The organism is Bacteroides stercoris ATCC 43183, from assembly GCF_025147325.1.
Classification (GTDB): Bacteria; Bacteroidota; Bacteroidia; order Bacteroidales; family Bacteroidaceae; genus Bacteroides; species Bacteroides stercoris.
In genome coordinates, this window is record NZ_CP102262.1 from 542968 (window position 1) to 564173 (window position 21206).

The 21206-nt window shown below is 47.6% G+C and carries 14 protein-coding genes; 8 read left to right on the top strand and 6 right to left on the bottom strand.

The features are described 5' to 3' along the window. Positions 1-30: 30 nt before the first annotated feature. Genes NQ565_RS02255 through NQ565_RS02265 form a run of 3 tightly spaced genes read right to left on the bottom strand, consistent with a single transcriptional unit; the run spans position 31 to position 5426 of the window. Positions 31-3129: an efflux RND transporter permease subunit gene (locus NQ565_RS02255; protein WP_005655355.1), complete on the bottom strand. Its 3099-nt coding sequence runs from the start codon at positions 3127-3129 to the stop codon at positions 31-33. A 2-nt stretch (positions 3130-3131) separates the two neighbouring features. Then, positions 3132-4160, bottom strand: a complete 1029-nt coding sequence (locus tag NQ565_RS02260; protein ID WP_005655356.1) for an efflux RND transporter periplasmic adaptor subunit — start codon at positions 4158-4160, stop codon at positions 3132-3134. 3 nt (positions 4161-4163) lie between these two features. Then, complete coding sequence (locus NQ565_RS02265; protein ID WP_139168218.1) at positions 4164-5426, bottom strand: TolC family protein; 1263 nt, start codon at positions 5424-5426, stop codon at positions 4164-4166. 128 nt (positions 5427-5554) lie between these two features. Here NQ565_RS02265 and NQ565_RS02270 point away from each other — a divergent pair, with 128 nt between their 5' ends. From NQ565_RS02270 to hepB, 3 genes are all read left to right on the top strand, one after another. Continuing rightward, positions 5555-6238 carry a response regulator transcription factor gene (locus NQ565_RS02270; RefSeq protein ID WP_005655359.1) on the top strand — a complete coding sequence of 228 codons (684 nt, stop codon included), beginning with the start codon at positions 5555-5557 and terminating at the stop codon, positions 6236-6238. Continuing rightward, on the top strand, positions 6222-7262 hold the full coding sequence (locus NQ565_RS02275) for a sensor histidine kinase (protein WP_005655361.1): 1041 nt from the start codon (positions 6222-6224) through the stop codon (positions 7260-7262). The genes NQ565_RS02270 and NQ565_RS02275 overlap by 17 nt, the downstream gene beginning before the upstream one ends. Before the next feature lie 202 nt (positions 7263-7464). Then, positions 7465-9786 (top strand): heparin/heparin-sulfate lyase HepB, encoded by a 2322-nt coding sequence (hepB, locus tag NQ565_RS02280; RefSeq protein ID WP_005655363.1) that lies wholly within the window; start codon positions 7465-7467, stop codon positions 9784-9786. Between the two features lie 9 nt (positions 9787-9795). Here the strand turns inward: hepB and NQ565_RS02285 are convergent, their stop codons facing one another. After that, a complete protein-coding gene (locus NQ565_RS02285) occupies positions 9796-10287 on the bottom strand; it encodes a 3'-5' exonuclease (RefSeq protein ID WP_005655365.1) in 492 nt (163 codons plus the stop codon). Positions 10288-10505: 218 nt separating this feature from the next. Between NQ565_RS02285 and NQ565_RS02290 the strand changes: the two genes are divergently transcribed. The 5 genes from NQ565_RS02290 to topA all read left to right on the top strand — a co-directional run bounded on the left by NQ565_RS02290 (position 10506) and on the right by topA (position 18900). Beyond that, the gene (locus tag NQ565_RS02290; RefSeq protein WP_005655368.1) at positions 10506-10970 is read left to right on the top strand and encodes an HU family DNA-binding protein; all 465 of its coding nucleotides are present in this window, start codon (positions 10506-10508) and stop codon (positions 10968-10970) included. A 137-nt stretch (positions 10971-11107) separates the two neighbouring features. Continuing rightward, positions 11108-11632: an NUDIX domain-containing protein gene (locus tag NQ565_RS02295; protein WP_005655369.1), complete on the top strand. Its 525-nt coding sequence runs from the start codon at positions 11108-11110 to the stop codon at positions 11630-11632. Positions 11633-11709: 77 nt separating this feature from the next. Then, positions 11710-14742 carry a tetratricopeptide repeat protein gene (locus NQ565_RS02300; RefSeq protein ID WP_005655370.1) on the top strand — a complete coding sequence of 1011 codons (3033 nt, stop codon included), beginning with the start codon at positions 11710-11712 and terminating at the stop codon, positions 14740-14742. Positions 14743-14751: 9 nt separating this feature from the next. Continuing rightward, positions 14752-16416, top strand: coding sequence for a TonB-dependent receptor (locus NQ565_RS02305; RefSeq protein ID WP_005655371.1), 1665 nt, complete (start codon positions 14752-14754; stop codon positions 16414-16416). A gap of 135 nt (positions 16417-16551) precedes the next feature. After that, positions 16552-18900 (top strand): type I DNA topoisomerase, encoded by a 2349-nt coding sequence (topA, locus tag NQ565_RS02310; protein ID WP_040316003.1) that lies wholly within the window; start codon positions 16552-16554, stop codon positions 18898-18900. Positions 18901-18972: 72 nt separating this feature from the next. On the opposite strand, the gene argS is transcribed toward topA, so the two are convergent. Then, positions 18973-20790 (bottom strand): arginine--tRNA ligase, encoded by a 1818-nt coding sequence (gene argS, locus NQ565_RS02315; protein WP_005655375.1) that lies wholly within the window; start codon positions 20788-20790, stop codon positions 18973-18975. 106 nt (positions 20791-20896) lie between these two features. After that, complete coding sequence (locus NQ565_RS02320; protein WP_005655377.1) at positions 20897-21163, bottom strand: HU family DNA-binding protein; 267 nt, start codon at positions 21161-21163, stop codon at positions 20897-20899. Between the last annotated feature and the right edge of the window lie 43 nt (positions 21164-21206).

The following is a 21206-nucleotide window of genomic DNA, read 5'->3' on the forward strand; positions in this document are numbered from 1 at the left end:
CCTGCAATTCTTCTGCCTGATACCTAAAAATCACCTGTTGCCGTTTATCTTACTTTTACTGTACGCAAAGTAAAAAACCTGAGGCAAAACAGTAAACGAAAGCACAAAACATATCAGGATGCCGCCTACAATCATCACTGCCAACGGCTTTTGCACTTCCGAACCCATTCCTGTGGAGAGAGCGGCAGGAAGCAATCCGGCAGAACCCATTAATGAAATCATCAGCACAGCACGAAGACGGATGCGTACGGCCTCATCTATTGCAAAACCTATATTGCGGCTTTGCTGCAAAAGCGATTTCATCAGTGCCGTGAGCAAAATAGAATTGATAGACACTATTCCAAACAAGATGATAAACCCAATACCCGCCGAAATACCGAACGGAATGCCTGCCACCCAAAGCGAAATAAATCCCCCGATAAAAGCATAGGGCATAGTGCTTGCGGCAATCAGCGTATCTTTGACTGTGCCGAAGTTCATATACAATAAAAAGAGAATCAAAAGCAAAACGGCCGGAACAACTACTGCAAGACGTTTGGTGGCTCGCTGCTGGCTTTCAAATTCACCTGCCCATTGTATCTTGCTGCCTTCAGGCAAATGCACCAACCTTTCAACTTTGGCTTGCGCCTCATCTATGGTCGACCCGAGGTCCCTGTCCCGAATGGAAAAACCTATCCCCACATACCGCCTGCTTCCTTCACGATAAATAAACGCAGGTCCCGTCACAAACTTAATGTCCGCAATTTCCTTGAGGGGAACCTGCTTGCCATCCATTGTCGGAATAAGAATATCACCTATTTTCTGCTCATCGTTGCGGAACTGCTGTTCAAAACGGAGCATCACGTCAAAGGTACGCTCATTTTCGTAAAACACAGTTGCAGCTTTCCCACCGATAGCCATTTCGATAACCGCCTGGGCATCTGCCATAGACACGGCATATTGGGCCATTTTCGACTCAAGGGGTTTAATCTGCAATTCCGGCAGACCGATTGAGCGGAATACATTTACATCCTCCACCCCTCGGACACCTTTAATGACTCCGGCAACACTATCGGCAGCAGCCTCCAATGTATACAGATCATTACCGAAGATTTTAATGACCAACGCACTTTTTACTCCGGCAACATACTCTTCTACATTGTCCTGAATAGGCTGCGAAAAAGCAAAAATAATTCCCGGATAAACAGCCAAAGAATCTTGCATCTGCTCAATCAGATTCTCTTTGGACATCTTGCGCTTCCATTCGGATTCGGGTTTGAGCTCGGCGTGAAACTCAATGTTGAAAAAGCCCGTTGCATCTGTTCCATCATTGGGACGCCCTGTCTGTGTAAGAATAAAATCCACTTCCTCAAAACTTTGCAGTTTGGCTTTCATCTCTTTGGTTAGCCGCACGCTCTCTTCGAGATTGACACTGTTAGGCAAAGTGGCGCGAACATAAACCGCTCCCTCGTTCATACTCGGAATAAATTCCGTGCCCCAAAACATAAACCGAAACAGGGAGATACCGAATAAAAGTACGAATGCGACAACGGTTGCTTTCCTATGACGCTTAGTGAAGTAATAAAACGAAATGAGCCATCCCTCCAATGCCTTTGCAGCCTTGTTGTTCCTCTCTCTTATCGGTCTTGAAAACAACACCTTGCACATAACAGGGACATAAGTAAGCGACAATAGCAAAGAGCCGAGAAGAGCATACCCAAGCGTAAAAGCCAGCGGAGAAAACATCTTTCCTTCCACTTTCTGAAACGAGAAAATAGGAAACAGCGCCACCACCAGAATAATCTGGGCAAAGAAAATATGAGAAGCAACCGAACCGGCACTCTTCTTTATAAGCCCGCTTTTGGCATAACGGCCGAAATACTTTCCCCTCTCCTGCGATTTTTGCAGGAGCGCAACGAAAACCACCTCTGTTATCACCAACGTACCCTCCAGCAACAGCCCGAAATCCAAAGCCCCCATCGAAATCAGATTGGCGGGCAGCCCTTGTATCCGAAGCATCGTAATTGCAAAAAGAAACGACAGAGGGATGACCGAAGCCACAATAACCGTGGTACGCCAGTTGAATAGAAACAAGAACACGATAAATGACACAAGTAGAACTCCCTCCAGCATATTTCCGATTACAGTGTGCACAGTAGCATCGACAAGCCGAGTTCTGTCCATAAAGGGCACTATCTTTATATCCTCAGGCAAAATTCTGTCGTTAAGTTCTGTGATTTTATCCTTAAGACGCGTGATGACTTCGCTCGGATTCTCACCACGGAGCATTATCACGATGCCTTGTACCACATCGTCATCGTAATTGAGCCCAACCTGCCCTTGACGCGGTTTTGCAGATACGGATACCGTGGCAACTTCTTTAACCCGAATCGGCGAACTGCCTTTGGTGGTAATCAATAGGTTTTCAATATCCTCAACGCTTTCCAATAGTCCCAAACCACGGACCACATAGGCTTGCGCCCCCTTCTGTATTACATCGCCGCCCACATTGATATTACTTCTCCCTACAGCCTCATAAACATCAAGAGGAGAAATATCGTAATTGGCAAGTTCCACCGGATTTACACGAATTTCGTACATTTTCTCCTCTCCGCCGAAAGTAGCAATCGTTGCAATGCCCGGCACAGCCAAAAGCTCCCGTTGCACTACCCAGTCGTTAACGGCCGAAACCTCGCGGATGGGCAGGTCACTCTTAAGTATGTACCTGAAGATTTCCCCGGTGGCTCCACTCGGCGGTTCAATCGAAAGTTCCACGCCATCCGGCAGGCTCAACTCCTGTATACGGTTCGAAGCATACTGCTGAGCATAAAAATCATCTACACCGTCCTCAAATAGTACATTGACAACCGCCAGCCCGAATAAGGATGTGGAGCGCACATCCGTTTTCCGAGGAATGGTATTAAGCTGTTGCATTATGGGAAGCGTAACGAACTTCTCTACCTCTTCGGCACTGCGTCCGGGCCATTGGGCAATGATTTTCGCCCGCGTATTGGTCACATCGGGATAAGCCTCAATGGGAGTATTCTGGTAGCAGGCAATTCCCGCCACAAACAGAACTCCCGTCATAAAAAGGATAAACACATGATTCTTAAGGGAAAATCCTATGATGTTTTCTATGAACTTATGCATCGTTACTTCCCTTTTATTTCGTTATACATCAGCAGTTGGTTCTTTATAACGACCTCTTCACCCGCCTTAATTCCTTCGGTAATATAGGTAAAGTCATTATGCCGGGCGAAAGGGGTGATCTTCCGAATCCCGAAAGTCTTATCGCCAACAACTACATAGTAACCGTTATTGTCGAAAATCACCGCACTGCTCGGAACCGCTACCAGTTCCAAATTCGAATCATTGAACAATTTTACCACCACAGGCATTTCCGGTTTAAGCTTCAATGCCGGGTTAGGCAATGTGATTCGCACCTTCAATGCTTTGTCCTCGGAGTCGAAAACCTGTGAGAGGAAATCTATCTTACCCTTGAAAACCTCTGCTGGATAGGCCACGGATGTAATTTCAACGCATTGCCCCTCGTGTACAAATTGCAAATTTCCGGCATAGACATTCGCTACAACCCACACTGTCGATAAATCGGCCATCGAAAACAGCGGTCCGCCACTTTCCGGGAAAGAGGTTCCCGGATTGCAGTATTTCCCGATTACATAGCCGCTCATCGGGGCTTTTACGGAAAAGACGCCGTTATCCTGATTTTCGCCATAAAGAACAAAATCTGACTGCAACTTCCCGACTGTCGAACGAGCTTCGACAAGCTCTTTATCGGTTGCCATCCCGCTCCCGTGCAAGGACTCCACACCTTTAAGATTCTGTCGAGCCACGGCAAGTTCCGATTGCAAAGAACTCAATTCGACCGAACGTATATCTACCATCCTTTTACCTTTTTCTGCATAATCGCCAAGTGAAAAGTAGCTTTTCACGACTACACCGCTCACTAAAGGTGAATAGCTTATCGTACGGTCGGAATCAACAACTACTTTTCCGGCAAGGGTAAACTCCTTCTGCAACCGCTTCAACTCGGCTTTTGCTGTCAGCACTTCCTGCAAAAAAACGTCCGAAACGGTTTCCCGGGTCGGCAGACTGCTCCGGCTGTTCTCTCCGCAGCTTGCCAGCAACGGTAGTAAAAGATAAATTATTCTCTTCATCATTCGTTATTTTATAGTTTGTCCTATTGCAAATTGTAAGCGTTCAAATTGAAGCCTCAGCTCTTTCCGGCTCCGCAACAACACCTCTTTCGAAGCATGATAGCTATCCATGAAATCCATATACTCAACCATCGATATATTTTTCATCAACAGATTCTTCGTATACACATCCGGCATCTTGTCCATCTCGCTTTGTATGGAACGATTCACACCGTTCTCCTCAAGAAAAGAGTAAACGGCTTTGTAATTTTCCAGGCATTCAATAATTTCATTCCGTATATTATTCTGTTCCTGCAACACCAAAATTTCATTCTGCCTAAGTCTGAACCGTGCCCTCCTTATAGCTCCTTTATTACGATTGAAAACCGGTAATTGCACTCCTATTCCCACACCGAAGAAGTTATCCCACACGCCTCCGGCACGGTCATACTTTATTCCCAAGCTAATGTCGGGTATCGCCAATGCCTTTTGATAAACGATATCTTTACGGTGATATTCAGCCCGCAGTACTGCCGTAGCCAAATCGGGACGGGATGCCAAAGCCGTTTCCATAAGCATGGCAGGATCCAATGTAAGAGGAGATGGAAAGTCAACCTGCTCCTCGGCAACGATCACCACGACCGAAGGTTCCAAAGCAAGCAAATTCTTTATGTTCTTTTGATGTGCATTATACTCGGTCCGTACCTCGTTCATTTCTCCGTTTACTGCAAACAGCGCCGTTTGCAGCCTCAACAGTTCATTTCCGGTTACATTCCCCGTTTGATACTGCGCCCGATATCCGGCAACAACCTTTTCGAGAAGAGTCTGCCGACTCTCGATAACCTTAAGCAGATTTTGTAGATATACAAGCTCGGCTATCGAGATATGAAGTTCCATTTTCAGACTTCGCAACAGCTCTTCAAACTGCCTTACGGTTATCTCCTTATCTATTTTTTCAACTTCCGCCAACTTTATCCTGCGCGCCGAAAGCGAAACCATCTGAGAGAGTTCGAGCGAAAACTGCTTGGGACTGGCAACCGCGCCTCCGTACTCATCAGTCCCCCGCCTCTTCCAAAAGTTGATATCACCGACGGATAATTCCGGATTGTCCCAAACAGTTGCTTCGGCAATGGCAGCATCGGCTATCGAAACATTCATCCGTTCGGCAATAAGTGCCAAGTTCTGTTTCAGAAACATAGCCTCTATCTGGTCGGAAGACAATCTAATTTGCCGAGCCGGTACAGATACACCAATAAAAGAGAAAAAAACTATGAGCAGCAAACGTATCATAAACATTGTTTTTTGCGGGCAAAAATAGCCATAAGCATAGTCTTACATCATTAGAAAACACTTATAAATCAATTAGAAAATCATTAGAAACCCATCTCTTACAAAAAAATCATCTACCTTTGCAACATATGGCTAAAATACTTGTTATAGAAGATGAAAACCGTATGGCCGAATTGCTCAAACGCGGTTTGGAAGAGTCCGGACACACGGTTGGCACGGCAACCAATGTATCGGAAGGGTTGAGAATGTTTGCCTACGAAAAACAGGATATCATCATTTCAGACATAATGCTGCCCGATGGCAGTGGGTTTGATTTATGCCGCGATATCCGACGGCAAAACGAAACTGTGCCTATACTGATACTTACCGCACTCGGTACGACAGACGACAAACTCGAAGGATTCGATTCGGGAGCGGATGACTATATGGTCAAGCCTTTTGACTTCCGAGAACTGAATGCACGCATATCAATCCTACTGAAGCGCTGCCAAATACCCACAGTAGAGTGCATAGAGTATGCAGACCTCAAGGTATATCTCAGGACAAAGTCCGTTTCGCGAAACGGACAGTCCATTATACTTACACCGAAAGAATACAACTTACTCCTCTTTTTTGTCCAAAACCCGGAAAGAATTCTAACCCGTACCGAAATAGCCGAAAAGGTATGGGACACCCATTTTGATACCGGAACAAACTTCATCGATGTTTATATAAACTATTTGCGAAAAAAGATAGACAAAAATTTCAATACCAAACTAATCCATACCAAACCGGGAATGGGATTCATATTCAGCTATGAAAATCCGTACTAAACTAACGCTCCGATATCTGTTTGTTACGGCATTACTTGTAATCGCCGTCTTCTTTGTGCTCGAAGAATTGCTCTTTCCACAAGCAGGCTACGATATGCTCCATATTCTAAATACACGCCTGCTTGCGGTATGGGCGGTTTCATTCGGGTTGTTGTTTGTCATCGGCTATTTCATGGCACGCAGCGTACTAAAACCAGTATCGGAAATTGTAAAACAAGTTGAAGCCATCACCGCTTCCAATCTCAGCAAGCGTGTGGAAGTAGAAGACCACAAAGACGAAATAGGAGAACTTGCCCGAACGTTCAACAAAACGCTGGACCGCCTTGAAGAATCATTTGAAGCCCAAAAGATGTTTATCAGTAATGTTTCGCACGAACTGCGGACTCCAATGGCTGCACTGATTGCCGAACTCGAACTTTCTCTTTACAAAGAGCGCTCAAGCGAAGATTATAAAAAAGTGGTTGAAAATGCGCTTTCCGATGCCCGTAATATTGAGAAACTATCCAACGGACTAATGGATTTGGCAAAGGCAAGCTACAATACAGAACAAATAAGCATGTCGGCAATACGTCTTGACGAAGTGCTATTGGATGCCAGTGCCATGGTGATGAAAGCCCACAGCGGCTATAATGTTGACTTAAGGTTTGAAGACGATACCGAAGATGACGGAATGGTCACTATTCGTGGTAACGACTATCTGCTTCGGACAGCATTTGTAAACCTTATCGAAAATAATTGCAAGTTCTCATCTGACCAAAGTTCAACGGTACAGATTTCGTTTTCCAAACATAAGGTACTTATCCGTTTCTCCGATACCGGCATCGGCATTCCCGAAGAAGATATGGAGCATCTGTTCGAACCTTTTTACAGAGGCAGGAACCGGGATTTCTCACAAGGAAACGGTATTGGAATGGCATTGGTAGAGAGAATAATCAAACTTCACAAAGGTGCAATTTCCGTTTATTCACACCATGACAAAGGTACGGTATTCACCCTTATTTTCGATTATCTTCAGTCTGACTGAATCTGTATTTGCACTGCATGATATTAATAATGTCCCAGCATATATCATTTATGTTCAAAAATGCAGGAATAGGTATATTTTGTCCGTCAAAAGGCAAGACAGATAATAATTTTTGCCTTACATTTACAATGGGTTAAACACGGTTATCCCCACCGGAACGGATGGAAGAACAACTACTTATTAATATACCAAACAAAAAAACATGAAAAAAAGTATCCTATTTATCACGAGTTTTTTCCTCTGTGTTTTCTGTCTGAAAAGTAATGCGCAACAAAGCAGGCCAGAGGTTACCTGGGAGAATATGGAAGGCGTCACAGTACCCATTCCGCCGCAAGTACACCCCCGGCTTTATGTACGCTCCGCCGATTTGCCCGATTTAAAGAAACGCATGGAACACCCGCATGTAAAGGAAGTTCTGGCTACCCTGAACAAATTGGGCAAAGACCGTACTCCCGAAGAAGAGGCAAAAGTCAAGGACAGAGGGTTCCGCTACTACTTTGAAATGCGTGGCGTGACCAGCCGCGTACAAGTGCAGGCACTCGACTATCTGGTGTATGGCGACAAGAAACAGGCCAGAAGCGCCATTACCGCCATGCTGGACACGCTTCAGAACGTCAATTACGGAACAAAAGGTGATTTGTCGCGTGCCAGCGGTGTAATGCTCACCTGCGGTGCAATGGTATATGACTGGTGCTACGACCAGATGAAAGAATCCGAAAAGAAAGCTTACATAGAATCTTTCATCCGCATAGCCAAAACAATGGAATGCGGCTATCCCCCACGCAACAACGAACCGATTGCCGGGCACTCCAGCGAATGGATGATACTACGGGACATGCTTTCTGCCGGCATAGCCATCTACGATGAATATCCGGACATGTACAACCATGTAATAAAGATGATGTTCAAGGATTATCTGCCTGTGCGAAACTACATCTACTCCGGGCATAACTACCATCAGGGAACGAGCTACGTAAATGTACGTTTCAGCAACGACCTCTTCTCGCTCTGGATTCTGCAACGCATGGGCGCAGGAGCCATATACAACCCGGCGCAGCAGTTTGTCCTGTACGACTTCCTCTACCGCCGCCGTCCCGACGGGCAGGTGATGCCGGCCGGCGATACGAATCCTATCAGAAAAAACATGCCGTCCTACTCACTGCCTGCCATGCTGGCTTCCAGCTTCTACAAAGACAGCTATCTGGCATACGAGTACGAACGCAAACCCAACATCGAACGCCACTGCCTCATCTTCGACATTCTGTGGAGAGACTTGGATTTGAAGGCCAAAGCTCCCGATGACCTGCCGCTGACACGCTATTCGGGAAGTCCTTTCGGCTGGATGATAGCCCGCACGGCATGGGACGAAAACAGCGTGATTGCCGAAATGAAGATAAACGAACAGTTTGTCGGCAACCACCAGCACTTGGACGGCGGCTCTTTCCAGCTCTATTACAAAGGCCCCCTTGCCATCGACGCGGGAGCCTATCAGGGAAGTTCCGGCGGATACAACAGCCCGCACAACAAGAATTTCTTCAAACGTACCATTGCGCATAATTCGCTGCTGGTATATAATCCCGATGAAAAATTCGCCTGCTGGAACTATGGCGGAGGCGGCAAGACCGAATTTGCAACCAATGACGGCGGACAACGCATGCCTGGCGACCGCTGGGAAACCTGCCGCTCGTTCGAGCAATTGCTAAGTAAAGACTACACAACCGGCAAAGCCCTGGCGCACGGATTCGGGCCTGATGCCTGCAAGCCCGACTACTCCTATCTGAAAGGCGACATCACGCAAGCCTACACGGATAAAGTAAAAGAGGCGAAACGCTCCTTCGTCTTCCTGAACCTGCACACTGCCGAAGTGCCCGCCGCACTTATCGTATTTGACAAAGTTGTGTCTTCCGACCCCACACTCAAGAAATTCTGGCTGCTGCACAGCATTGAAGAACCTACGATAGAAGGCAACCGTTTCATTGTCCGGCGCACCAAAAACGGCGATACCGGAATGTTGCAGAACCATGTATTATTGCCCGAAGCCGGAAATGCACAGATAGAGAAGGTGGGCGGCAAAGGAAAAGAATTCTGGGTATTCGGAACCAACTACCCGAACGACGCACTGCCCAACCGCCCCGATGATGCCAACGAACGGGGAGCATGGCGTGTGGAAGTGTCGCCTGCCGCACCTGCCACCGAAGACTGCTTCCTGAACGTAATGCAGGTTGCAGACAACACCTGCAAACGGATGCACGACGTAAAACGCATTGATGCGGAGAAAGTGGTAGGCGTACAGATAGCCGACCGGGTCGTTACCTTCAGCAGAGACAGCCGGCCTCTGTCCGGCAAAGTCGATATGAAAGTAGACGGAAACGCTGCCATGAAATTTGTTATCACCGACCTCATTCCGGGAACATGGCAAATAAAGAAAGACGGGAAGGTATATATCCCTGCCATGGAAGTACGTTCGGACGACGGCATCCTTTCTTTTGAAGGCACTGCCGGTCATTACGAATTTCTGCGCTAAACGGATATTCTAAATAATCTGCCTGGCTATCCAGGCACAGGCTTCTGCATCGGCCAGCGCATGGTGATGTTGCTCTAACCGGTAACCGCACCATGCCGCTACCGTATGCAGCTGATAATCGGGCAGTCCCTTAATGGCACGGCGTGATGCCTGCAAAGTACAACGGAAATCATAATCGGGATAATCCATGCCGTACATGCGGAATACCGCTTTCAGGCAACTCTCATCGAACGCTTTATTATGCGCCACTAACGTCAGTCCCTCAATGCGTGGTGCTATTTCCTGCCATACGGCCGGGAAGACAGGCGACCGGGACGTATCCGCCAGGGTCAGACCGTGCACACGGGTATTCCAATAAGTATAATACTCCGGTTCGGGACGAATCAGACTGTAATAGCTGTCTGCAATTTCTCCATTCCGCACAATGACTACACCGACACTGCATACACTGGTGCGCTGTTCATTGGCCGTTTCAAAATCTATAGCGGCAAAATTCTCCATGAAGCGATTCTTTTACGATATTTCCAAAATATTTTTAAAAAAGTTTCAATCAGCTGTAAACCAAAATATTAAACAGCCGTCTATAGGGTTTTCCGAACACAGGGAAAGTACCGAAAGCGCTTTTAAAGCACCCGTCCGTTCCGGCATGTTGTAACTTCGCACTGTGATCACAAAGATATATGATTTTGAAGTAACAACCATCTAAAACAAAAAAGATTATGGCATTCCGTTATGTAGTTAAAAAGAGAGTTTTCGGTTTCGATGAAAGTAAGTCGGAAAAGTATGTAGCCGCTTCGTTCTCCATTGGAGAAATCAGCTACGACAGACTGTGCGACCAGGTTACGAAGGAGGGTATGGCTCCGCGCGGCGTTGTAAAAATGGTTATGGACGGACTGATTGATGCGCTCAGCACTTACGTCAGTCTCGGAGCGACCGTGAAATTAGGAGATTTCGGCACTATCCGCCCGGGACTGAACTGCAAAAGCCAGAGCGAGGCAAAAGATGTAACCGCCGACAGCATCTACCGGCAGAAACTGATCCTCACTCCGGGAAAAAGGCTGAAAGATATGGTAAAGAGCTCCGGAATAACGCGTATCTCGACCAACGGCGAGGAGATTGCTACAAGTGGCGGCAGTAACGGCGGCAGTGGCAATGGCGGAGAGGAAGAAAATCCGCTGGGATAAAACCTGCAGGCTGACTTAAAAAACAACCTGTCTATAACTGAGGCTGCATCGTATGAACAGAGTATCATACGGTGCAGCCTTTTTATATGAATAGATTTTACTATCTTTGCCTACTGCAACCAGTAAAGCTTTAAAATATGGAACATCCTCTTTCTCAATTCAGATATTGTCCGAAATGCGGTTCGGAGCATTTCGAAATTCATAATGAAAAATCAAAACAATGCAAGGATTGCGGTTTTGTCTACTATTTCAACTCCTCCGCCGCTACCGTCGCCCTGATATTGAACGGACGGAACGAATTACTGGTGTGCCGCCGCGCCAAAGAACCGGCCAAAGGGACACTCGATTTACCGGGCGGCTTCATAGACATGGCGGAAACCGGTGAAGAAGGCGTTGCGCGCGAAGTGAAAGAAGAAACGGGAATGACAGTGACACAAGCCGAATATCTGTTTTCATTACCGAACATCTATATCTATTCGGGATTTCCCGTGCATACGCTGGACCTGTTTTTCCGCTGTACGGTAGCCGATACCCTGCATTTCGAAGCAATGGACGATGCGGCGGAAGTCTTCTTCCTTCCGCTGAAAGACATCCACCCGGAAGATTTCGGGCTGGGTTCCATCCGTAAAGGCCTGCAAATGTTCCTGGCGGATATATCCTAAAAAAGCCAAACAAGTGGAACATATTCAAACCAAAACCCGTATTTTTGTAAAAAAGCCCTATTCTATAACCACCGAAGATGAAACATAAAATTTATCGCATAGTATGCACCGCGCTTTGCTGCGCACCTTTGCTCGCCACGGCACAGACGGGCGGGAAAATCACTTCGCCGCAACGGCTGTATGAGGAAGGAGAAAGTCTGTTCCGGCAAAAGGCATTTGCCGCAGCCATGCCTCCCCTACAGGCTTTTATAAAACAAACCGATGCGGAAGGCGCCCCGGTATCCGCTGCCGGCAACAAAGAAGAAGCCGAATACATGCTGGTATGCGCCGAATATGAACTGAGAAACCCCAATAGCATAGAGTTGTTGCGGGAGTATCTCGATGCGTATCCCGACACTCCCCACGCCAACCGTATCTGCGCCCTCATAGCGTCCGCCTATTTCTTCGAGGGAAAATATGACGATGCACTCGCCATGTTCAACTCCTCCCGGCTCGACCTCCTGAGCAATGAAGAACGGGATGACATGACCTACCGCCTGGCAACCTGCTACCTGAAAACCGGAAATGTGAAAGAAGCCGCCATCTGGTTCGAGACATTGCGCAGCACCGGTTCCAGATATACAGCAGACTGTACGTACTACCTTGCATATATCCGCTACTCACAGCAACGGTACGACGATGCCCTCAACGGCTTCCTCAGCCTGCAAGACAATGCAAAATACGAGGCGCTCGTACCTTATTACATCGCGGAAATATATCTGATTAAAAAGAATTATGACAAAGCGGAAATTGTTGCGCAAAACTATCTCTCCGCTTACCCCAACCAGAAATATACGGGAGAGATGTACCGCATACAAGGTACAGCCGATTATCATTTCGGCAAGTACCATGAAGCAATAAAAGCTTTCGGCAGCTATCTGAAAGACAACGCGGAGCCTGCCCCAAGAAGAGATGCGCTTTATATGCTGGGAATGTCCTACTACCGGACGGGTGTCTACTCGCAAGTTCCGGTTACCCTGGGCGAGGTGACTGCAAACAAAGATGCGCTTACACAAAACGCATATCTGCACATGGGATTGGCTTACTTGCAGCTTGCCGACAAGAACAAGGCACGTATGGCATTTGAACAGGCCGCCGCATCCGATGCCGATTTGAAAATAAAGGAACAGGCATCCTACAATAACGCTCTCTGCATTCACGAAACATCCTACTCTGCTTTCGGCGAGTCGGTTACGGTATTCGAGAACTTCCTGAATGAGTTTCCCAACTCCGCATACGCCGATAAAGTAAGCAGCTACCTGGTAGAGGTGTATATGAACACGCGCAGCTACGATGCCGCACTCAAGTCCATTGAACGCATTACGCATCCCGTCAGGGCCATTTTGGAAGCCAAGCAGAAGATTCTGTTCCAGTTGGGTACCCAATCCTTTGCCAATACACAGTTTGAGCAGGCAATCGGCTGCTTCAACCAAAGCATTGCCTTAGGCGGGTACAACCTGCAAACAAAGGCCGATGCCCTTTACTGGCGGGGTGAATCCTATTACCGGCTGAACCGCATGCAGGAAGCCGCCCGTAATTTTAACGATTATCTGTCCCTTACCCCGCAGAAGAATACGGAAATGTATGCCCTTGCCTACTACAACCTGGCATACATAGCTTTCCATAAGAAAGATTATGCAACGGCGCAAGACCGTTTCCTGAAATTCATCCAACTGAGAAAGGCCGGAGACGCAACCGTTCTTGCCGATGCGTACAACCGTGTCGGCGACTGCTACATGCAGGTCCGCCGCTTCGACGAAGCCAAACAGTACTATACCCGGGCAGAGAATCTGGGTACGCCTGCTGGTGACTACTCCTACTATCAACTGGCTCTGGTGTCGGGTCTGCAAAAAGACTACGATGGAAAGATTACGCTGCTGAACCGGCTGGCCGACAAATATCCGAATTCGCCCTATGCCGTCAGTGCACTTTACGAAAAAGGCCGTTCGTATGTGCAGGGCCGCAATAACAGTCAGGCCATCGCAACCTTCCGGGAACTGCTGAACAAATATCCCGAAAGCCCCGTCAGTCGTAAGGCTGCCACCGAAATCGGACTGCTGTACTATCAGAATGATGATTACAACCGCGCCATCGAAGCCTATAAATACGTTATCACCCAATATCCGGGCAGCGAAGAAGCACGTCTTGCCATGCGCGATTTGAAATCCATTTATGTGGAAGCCAACCGCGTGGATGAGTTTGCTGCGCTTGCCGCCCAAATGCCGGGGGTTATCCGCTTTGAACCCAATGAGCAGGATTCGCTGACCTATATTGCCGCGGAAAAGGTGTATATGAAAGGGGAAATCATCCCTGCAAGGGAAAGCTTCACCCGTTACCTGCAAAGCTATCCGAACGGAGCTTTCAGCCTGAACGCGCATTACTATCTGAGCCTCATCGGAAAAGAACAGAAAGATGAAACCGGTGTATTGGAGCATACCGGCAAACTGTTGGAGTATCCGGACAGCCCGTATTCGGAAGAGGCCCTGCTGATGCACGGAGAAATCCTGTTCAACCGCAAGGAGTACAAACAGGCTCTGGCAGACTACAAGCAACTGCAAGCCCGCGCCACAACCGCCGAACGCCGGCAACTGGGCGTCACCGGCGTATTGCGATGCGGTGTGCTCTTGAAGGATGACATAGAAGTGATTCAGGCCGCAACCGCTTTACTGGCCGAAGCCAAACTGACTCCCGAACTGCAAAATGAAGCCTTATACTACCGCGCCAAAGCCTATCTGAACCAGAAAGCGGTGAAAAAGGCGGCAGACGACCTGAAGCTTCTGGCAAAAGATACCCGTACATTATACGGTGCGGAAGCCAAATATCTGTCGGCACAGTTGATGTACAATGCCGGTGAGTATGCCGCAGCCGAAAAGGAAATACTGAACTTCATCGACCAGAGCACCCCGCATGCCTACTGGCTGGCACGCAGCTTCATCCTTCTGTCCGATGTATATGTCGCTATGGATAAGAAACTGGATGCACGCCAATATCTGCTGAGCTTGCAACAAAACTATCATGCCGATGATGATATCGAGCGTATGATTCAAGAAAGACTGGAAAAGCTGAAATAAAAGAATGCAATGAATATGAGAAAAATACAATATATCCTCAGCGGAATAACGCTGATAACCCTACCTTTGGGCATCCATGCCCAGCAACAGGCCAAAGACTCCACCGTAAACCGTACAGTTGTTGTGGAACAGGAATATACCCCCGATATTCCGGATGCGTCCAAAATAAACGTGCTCCCCCAAGTGGAAGCGCCGACTGCCAATAAAAAGGCTGTGGAATACGATGTAACTCTCGTGCCTGCCAACACCATACCTGCAACTGTCATGCAGGCATATACCGGCAAGGAGACGCAAGCCAAAACACATCCCGGATATATCCGTTTGGGTTATGGCAACTATGGCAATCTGGACGCACGCGCCGGCTATCTGTTCACATTGTCCGACCGCGACCGCCTCAACCTGAATTTCCGGATGAACGGCATGGACGGCAAACTCGATTTACCCGACAACGACGGCAAATGGAATTCCTACTACTATCGCACTCATGCCAATATGGATTATGTGCACCGCTTCAGGAAAGCAGACCTGAACGTTGCGGGCAACTTCGGATTGAGCAACTTCAATTTCCTGCCCGATGCAGCCGTCAGAAAACAGAAGTTCATTTCCGGTGACATTCATTTCGGAGTGAAATCCACGGATACGGAACTGCCCCTCCGGTTCAGTGCCGAAACAAACCTGATGCTTTACGAACGTCAATACGATTCCGGTTTCTTGAACAGCCGGGAATACATCGTCCGCACCAAAGCACTGGTCACAGGCGGCATATCAGACGAACAGACCGTAGGCATAGGCTTTGCAATGGACAATGTGCTGTACAAGAACAATCATTTTGAGAACTACACATCCCTTAGTCTGAACCCGCATTACCGCCTGGAAAACGATGATTGGAAAATACGTATCGGCGCCCTGGTGGACATGGGCTTCGGTTTCGGAAAGAAATTCCGGGCAGCCCCCGATGTAGCAGTGGAATACAACTTCTCGGACAGTTATATCCTCTATGCACAGGCCAAAGGCGGGAGACTGCAAAATGACTTCCGCCGTTTAGAGGCATTCTGCCCGTATGGACAGGTTTCTTCACAACCGGATGCCACTTACGAACAAATAAATGCCGCCATCGGCTTCAAAGCCAGTCCGGCAATCGGCTTATGGCTAAATCTGTACGGCGGATATCAGAACTTAAAGGATGATTTGCTTTTCCAACCGGCAGATTTCGAATCCACTGCCAATAAGTACAGTCCGATGCTTTCCATCGGTCAATGGAACACAAGCAACATCTACGCCGGCGCCGAGATACGCTACGGCTATAAGAACATATTTTCATTCTCCGCTACCGGAATTTACCGCAATTGGGATGCAAAGGACGACAGCCAGTCCAATGCCGGCGCCTATGCCCTCGTTTACAAACCGGCCTTTGAAGCTGATTTGCACATGGATGTACATCCCGTATCCGCTTTACTGCTTAACCTCGGCTACAGGCATATTTCGCGCGAGAAGGTGGAGGGAAACAAAGTCGATGCGGTCAACAACCTCTATGCCGGCGGCAGCTACGAATTCTTTAAAGGCATATCCGTTTACGCCCGCATAGACAATTTATTAAACCAGGATTATCAATATTATTGGGGATACCCCACCGAAGGCATCAACTTTACCGGAGGTGTAAGTTTTAAATTCTAATAGCCAAAATCAAAGACATAACCAACAAAATAGGTCATTTTTGCTAAATTCTCCTTATATTATAAGGTGGAAAGTTTGTTTTTTCCTACTTTTGCGGGCAAATTAGTGGCTGGAGTCACTATAAAACAGAAATTTATGCAGAAAAACCTTGTCATTGTCGAGTCTCCGGCAAAAGCTAAGACTATCGAGAAATTCCTCGGGAAAGACTATAAAGTCCTTTCCAGTTACGGTCATATACGCGATTTGAAGAAAAAAGAGTTCAGTATTGATATTGATAAAGATTTCAAACCGCATTATGAAATTCCTGGAGATAAGAAAAAGGTTGTAGAAGAGTTGAAAGCCGAAGCCAAGGAAGCGGAAACCGTATGGTTGGCATCCGATGAGGACCGCGAGGGAGAAGCGATTGCATGGCATTTATACGAAGTGCTAAAACTGCAACCGGAGCATACCAAGCGTATCGTTTTCCACGAAATCACCCAAAGCGCCATTCTGAAAGCCATCGAGCAACCGCGCAATATCGACATCAATCTGGTAGATGCCCAACAGGCGCGCCGTATTCTGGACCGTATCGTAGGTTTTGAACTTTCACCCGTATTGTGGAAAAAAGTGAAACCCGCACTCTCTGCCGGACGTGTGCAATCGGTAGCAGTCCGTCTTATCGTAGAACGCGAGCGCGAGATACAGGCTTTCCAATCGGAAGCATCGTACCGGGTGACCGCCGTATTCCTCGTGCCCGATGCCGACGGCAAACCGGTGGAAATGAAAGCCGAGCTGTCGCGCCGTATCAAGACCAAAGCCGAAGCTCAAAAATTTCTGGAAAGCTGCCGGTCAGCCTCTTTCACCATCCATGACATTTCTACCCGGCCGCTGAAAAAAAGCCCTGCCGCTCCTTTCACTACATCTACCTTGCAGCAGGAAGCTGCCCGCAAATTAGGATTTACAGTAGCACAGACCATGATGGTAGCCCAGCGGTTGTACGAATCGGGAAAGATAACCTATATGCGTACCGACTCCGTCAACCTGTCCGAACTGGCGGTTGACAGCAGCAAAGCGGTCATTGCCGACATGATGGGAGAGCGCTATGTATATCCGCGTCATTTCGCCACCAAAACCAAAGGCGCTCAAGAGGCTCACGAAGCCATTCGCCCTACGTATATGGAAAATGCCAAGATAGAAGGTACTCCGCAGGAAAGAAAACTGTACGACCTGATATGGAAGCGCACGATAGCCTCTCAAATGGCAGATGCGGAAGTTGAGAAAACGACCGTAAGCATCGGCATCAGCAACGAAGCGGATACGTTCAATGCAACCGGAGAGATTGTAAAATTCGACGGTTTCCTCCACGTGTATCGCGAGTCCATCGACGAAGACACGGAGCAGGAGGATGAAACCCGTCTGCTGCCCCCTTTGAAGAAAGGACAAGTCTTACACCACCAAAGCATTATTGCTACGGAACGCTTCACGCAACATCCGCCCCGTTACACCGAAGCCAGCCTTGTACGCAAATTGGAAGAACTGGGTATCGGCCGTCCTTCCACATACGCCCCTACCATTTCAACCATACAGCAACGCGGCTATGTGGAGAAAGGCGAAAAGAGCGGGGAAGAGCGCTCTTACAACATACTTTCATTGCAGGACAGCAAGATTACGGACGTTACGCAAACAGAAATTACAGGAGCCGAAAAAGCCAAATTGATGCCTACCGATACAGGTACGGTAGTCAATGATTTCCTGATGGAATATTTCCCCAACATCCTCGACTATAACTTTACTGCCAGCGTTGAAAAGCAGTTCGATGAGATAGCCGAAGGAGAAAAGAAGTGGACCGCCATCCTGAAGGATTTCTATAAAGATTTCCACCCGTCCGTGGAAAACACGCTTGCCACCAAGAATGCCCACAAGGCCGGCGAACGTATCTTAGGCGAAGAACCGGGCAGCGGCAAACAGGTATCCGTAAAAATCGGCCGTTTCGGTCCCGTTGTACAAATCGGTACTGCCGGAGACAACGAAAAGCCACGCTTTGCCCAACTCAAGAAAGATATGTCCATTGAGACAATAACACTGGAAGAAGCTTTGGAACTGTTCAAGCTTCCCCGCACCTTGGGCGAATATGAAGGCAAGACAGTAACCATAGGAACCGGACGCTACGGACCTTATGTACACAACAACGGAATGTATACCTCGCTTCCGAAGACAATAGATCCGCTGGAAATAACATTGGCAGAAGCTATTCAGCTCATCCGGGAAAAGAAAGATGCCGAAGCCCAGAAACATATCAAGAAATTTGAAGAAGAACCGGAGCTGGAAATATTGAACGGCCGTTACGGACCTTATATTTCTTATAAAGGCAACAACTACAAAATTCCGAAGGACATTATCCCGCAGGATTTAAACCTGGATGCATGCAGGGAAATCATCAAACTGCAGAGCGACCCCGATGCACCGAAAGCCAAACGCGGCAAATACGCCAAGAAGAAAAAGTAAAGAAGCCATAAAAAAAGAAAGCCCTCTCCGCAAATTGCAAAGAGGGCTTTTTCATATGATAAAATATCTCGATTACATTCTGTCGGGAACCTCAATGCCAAGCAATCCCATTCCCAAACGTACCACCTTGGCTACATTCTCGGACAAGGCAAGACGGAATATCTTCACAGCCTCATTCTCCTCACGCAATATGCTGAAGTCATGATAGAACTGGTTGTATTCCTTCACGAGGTCGTAAGTATAGTTAGCAATCAAAGAAGGGCTATAATCCTCACCCGCCTGCTTCACAATAGCGGCAAAGTCTGCAACCATCTGTATCAGGCCTTCCTCTTTCTCGCTCAATTCAATACCGGCCGGAAGTTGTGCAGGAACGGAAATACCGGCTTCTTTCGCTTTACGGAGAACCGACTGGATACGGGCATACGTATACTGGATGAAAGGTCCTGTATTACCATTGAAATCAATGGATTCCTTCGGATTGAACGTCATATTCTTGCGGGCATCCACCTTCAATATGAAATATTTCAATGCGCCTAAACCGACAATACGTGCAATATTATCAGCCTCCTCTTGGGTCAGACCATCCAGCTTGCCCAATTCTCCGGAAGTTTCCTTAGCGGTATTAATCATTTCAGCCATTAAGTCATCGGCATCCACAACCGTACCCTCACGGCTCTTCATCTTACCTTCGGGCAGTTCCACCATACCGTAGGAGAAGTGAACCAACCCTTTGCCCCATTCGAAGCCCAGCTTATCAAGCAGAATGGAAAGCACCTGGAAATGGTAGTTCTGCTCGTTGCCTACCACATAAACCATCTTGTCAATGGGGAAATCGGCAAAGCGCAATTTGGCCGTACCTATATCCTGGGTCATATAAACAGAAGTGCCGTCGGCACGGAGAAGCAATTTGTGGTCGAGCCCCTCTCCGGTCAGGTCGGCCCATACGGAACCGTCTTCTTTGCGGTAGAAGAAGCCTTTCTCCAAACCTTCCATAACCTTCTCCTTGCCCTCCAGATAAGTTTCCGACTCGTAGTAAATCTTGTCGAACGTAACGCCCATCATACGGTAGGTCTCATCGAAGCCTGCATATACCCAATCATTCATCTTCTTCCACAGAGTACGGACCTCAGGGTCGCCGGCTTCCCACTTCACCAGCATCTCACGCGCTTCTTTCATCAAGGGAGATTCCGCTTCGGCTTTTGCCTTGGCCTCTTCTTCGCTCATGCCTTCACTCTGGAACTTCGCCATCAGCTCTTTTACCTCAGCCTTATAATGCTTGTCGAAAGCCACATAATAGTCACCTATCAAATGGTCGCCTTTCTTGCCGGACGATTCGGGAGTTTCACCGTTACCGTACTTCTGCCAAGCCAACATTGACTTACAGATATGAATACCGCGGTCGTTCACTATATTTGTCTTAACCACCCTGTTGCCATTGGCCGAGATGATATTCGCCAACGCATTGCCCAACAGATTATTACGGACATGTCCCAAATGGAGCGGCTTATTCGTATTGGGCGAAGAATACTCGATCATCACCAGCGGAGCGTTATCGGTTGCAGCAACAATGCCGTACTTTGCATCCGCATGAATTCCATTCAGCAACTCAATCCATGCCGAAGAAGCGATTGTCAGGTTCAAAAAGCCCTTGATAACATTGAATGCCGATACCGACGGCTCGTTTGCCTGCAGATATTCGCCAATCTCCTGTGCGGTCTGCTCCGGTCCTTTTTTAGACATACGGAGAAAAGGGAAAACGACCAGGGTAAGGTGTCCCTCAAATTCTTTCTTGGTTTTCTGCAACTGTATCTGTGCAGCCGGAACATCCTGACCGTACAGCGCTTTCAGTCCGCTCATTACGGACGCTACCAATTTCTGTTCTATATTCATGATTCAAATGTATTTTCTGCGTACAAAGATACGAACTATTTTTAATTCCATAAAAAAGGAGACGTTGTATGCGCCTCCTTTTCTCAAGTTTTATTTATGATTGATTTTATTCGATAGTCAATTCCGAACCCGGTTTGAACTTAGCGACTTTTTTCGCCTCAATCTGAATAGGTTTCTTTGTTGCCGGATTGATGCCAATGCGTCCGGCTCTCTCCATTACAGAAAAAGTGCCAAAGCCAACCAATGCGACTTTATCACCTGCCTTTAATGCTTTTGTTACCGATGCAATAAATGCATCCAATGCTCTTTTTGAATCGGCCTTTGACAAACCGCCTTCCGCTGCCATTGCGCTAATAAGTTCTGACTTATTCATAATACGAATGCATTAGTGTCCCGTTAAAATGGGACGAGTTAAA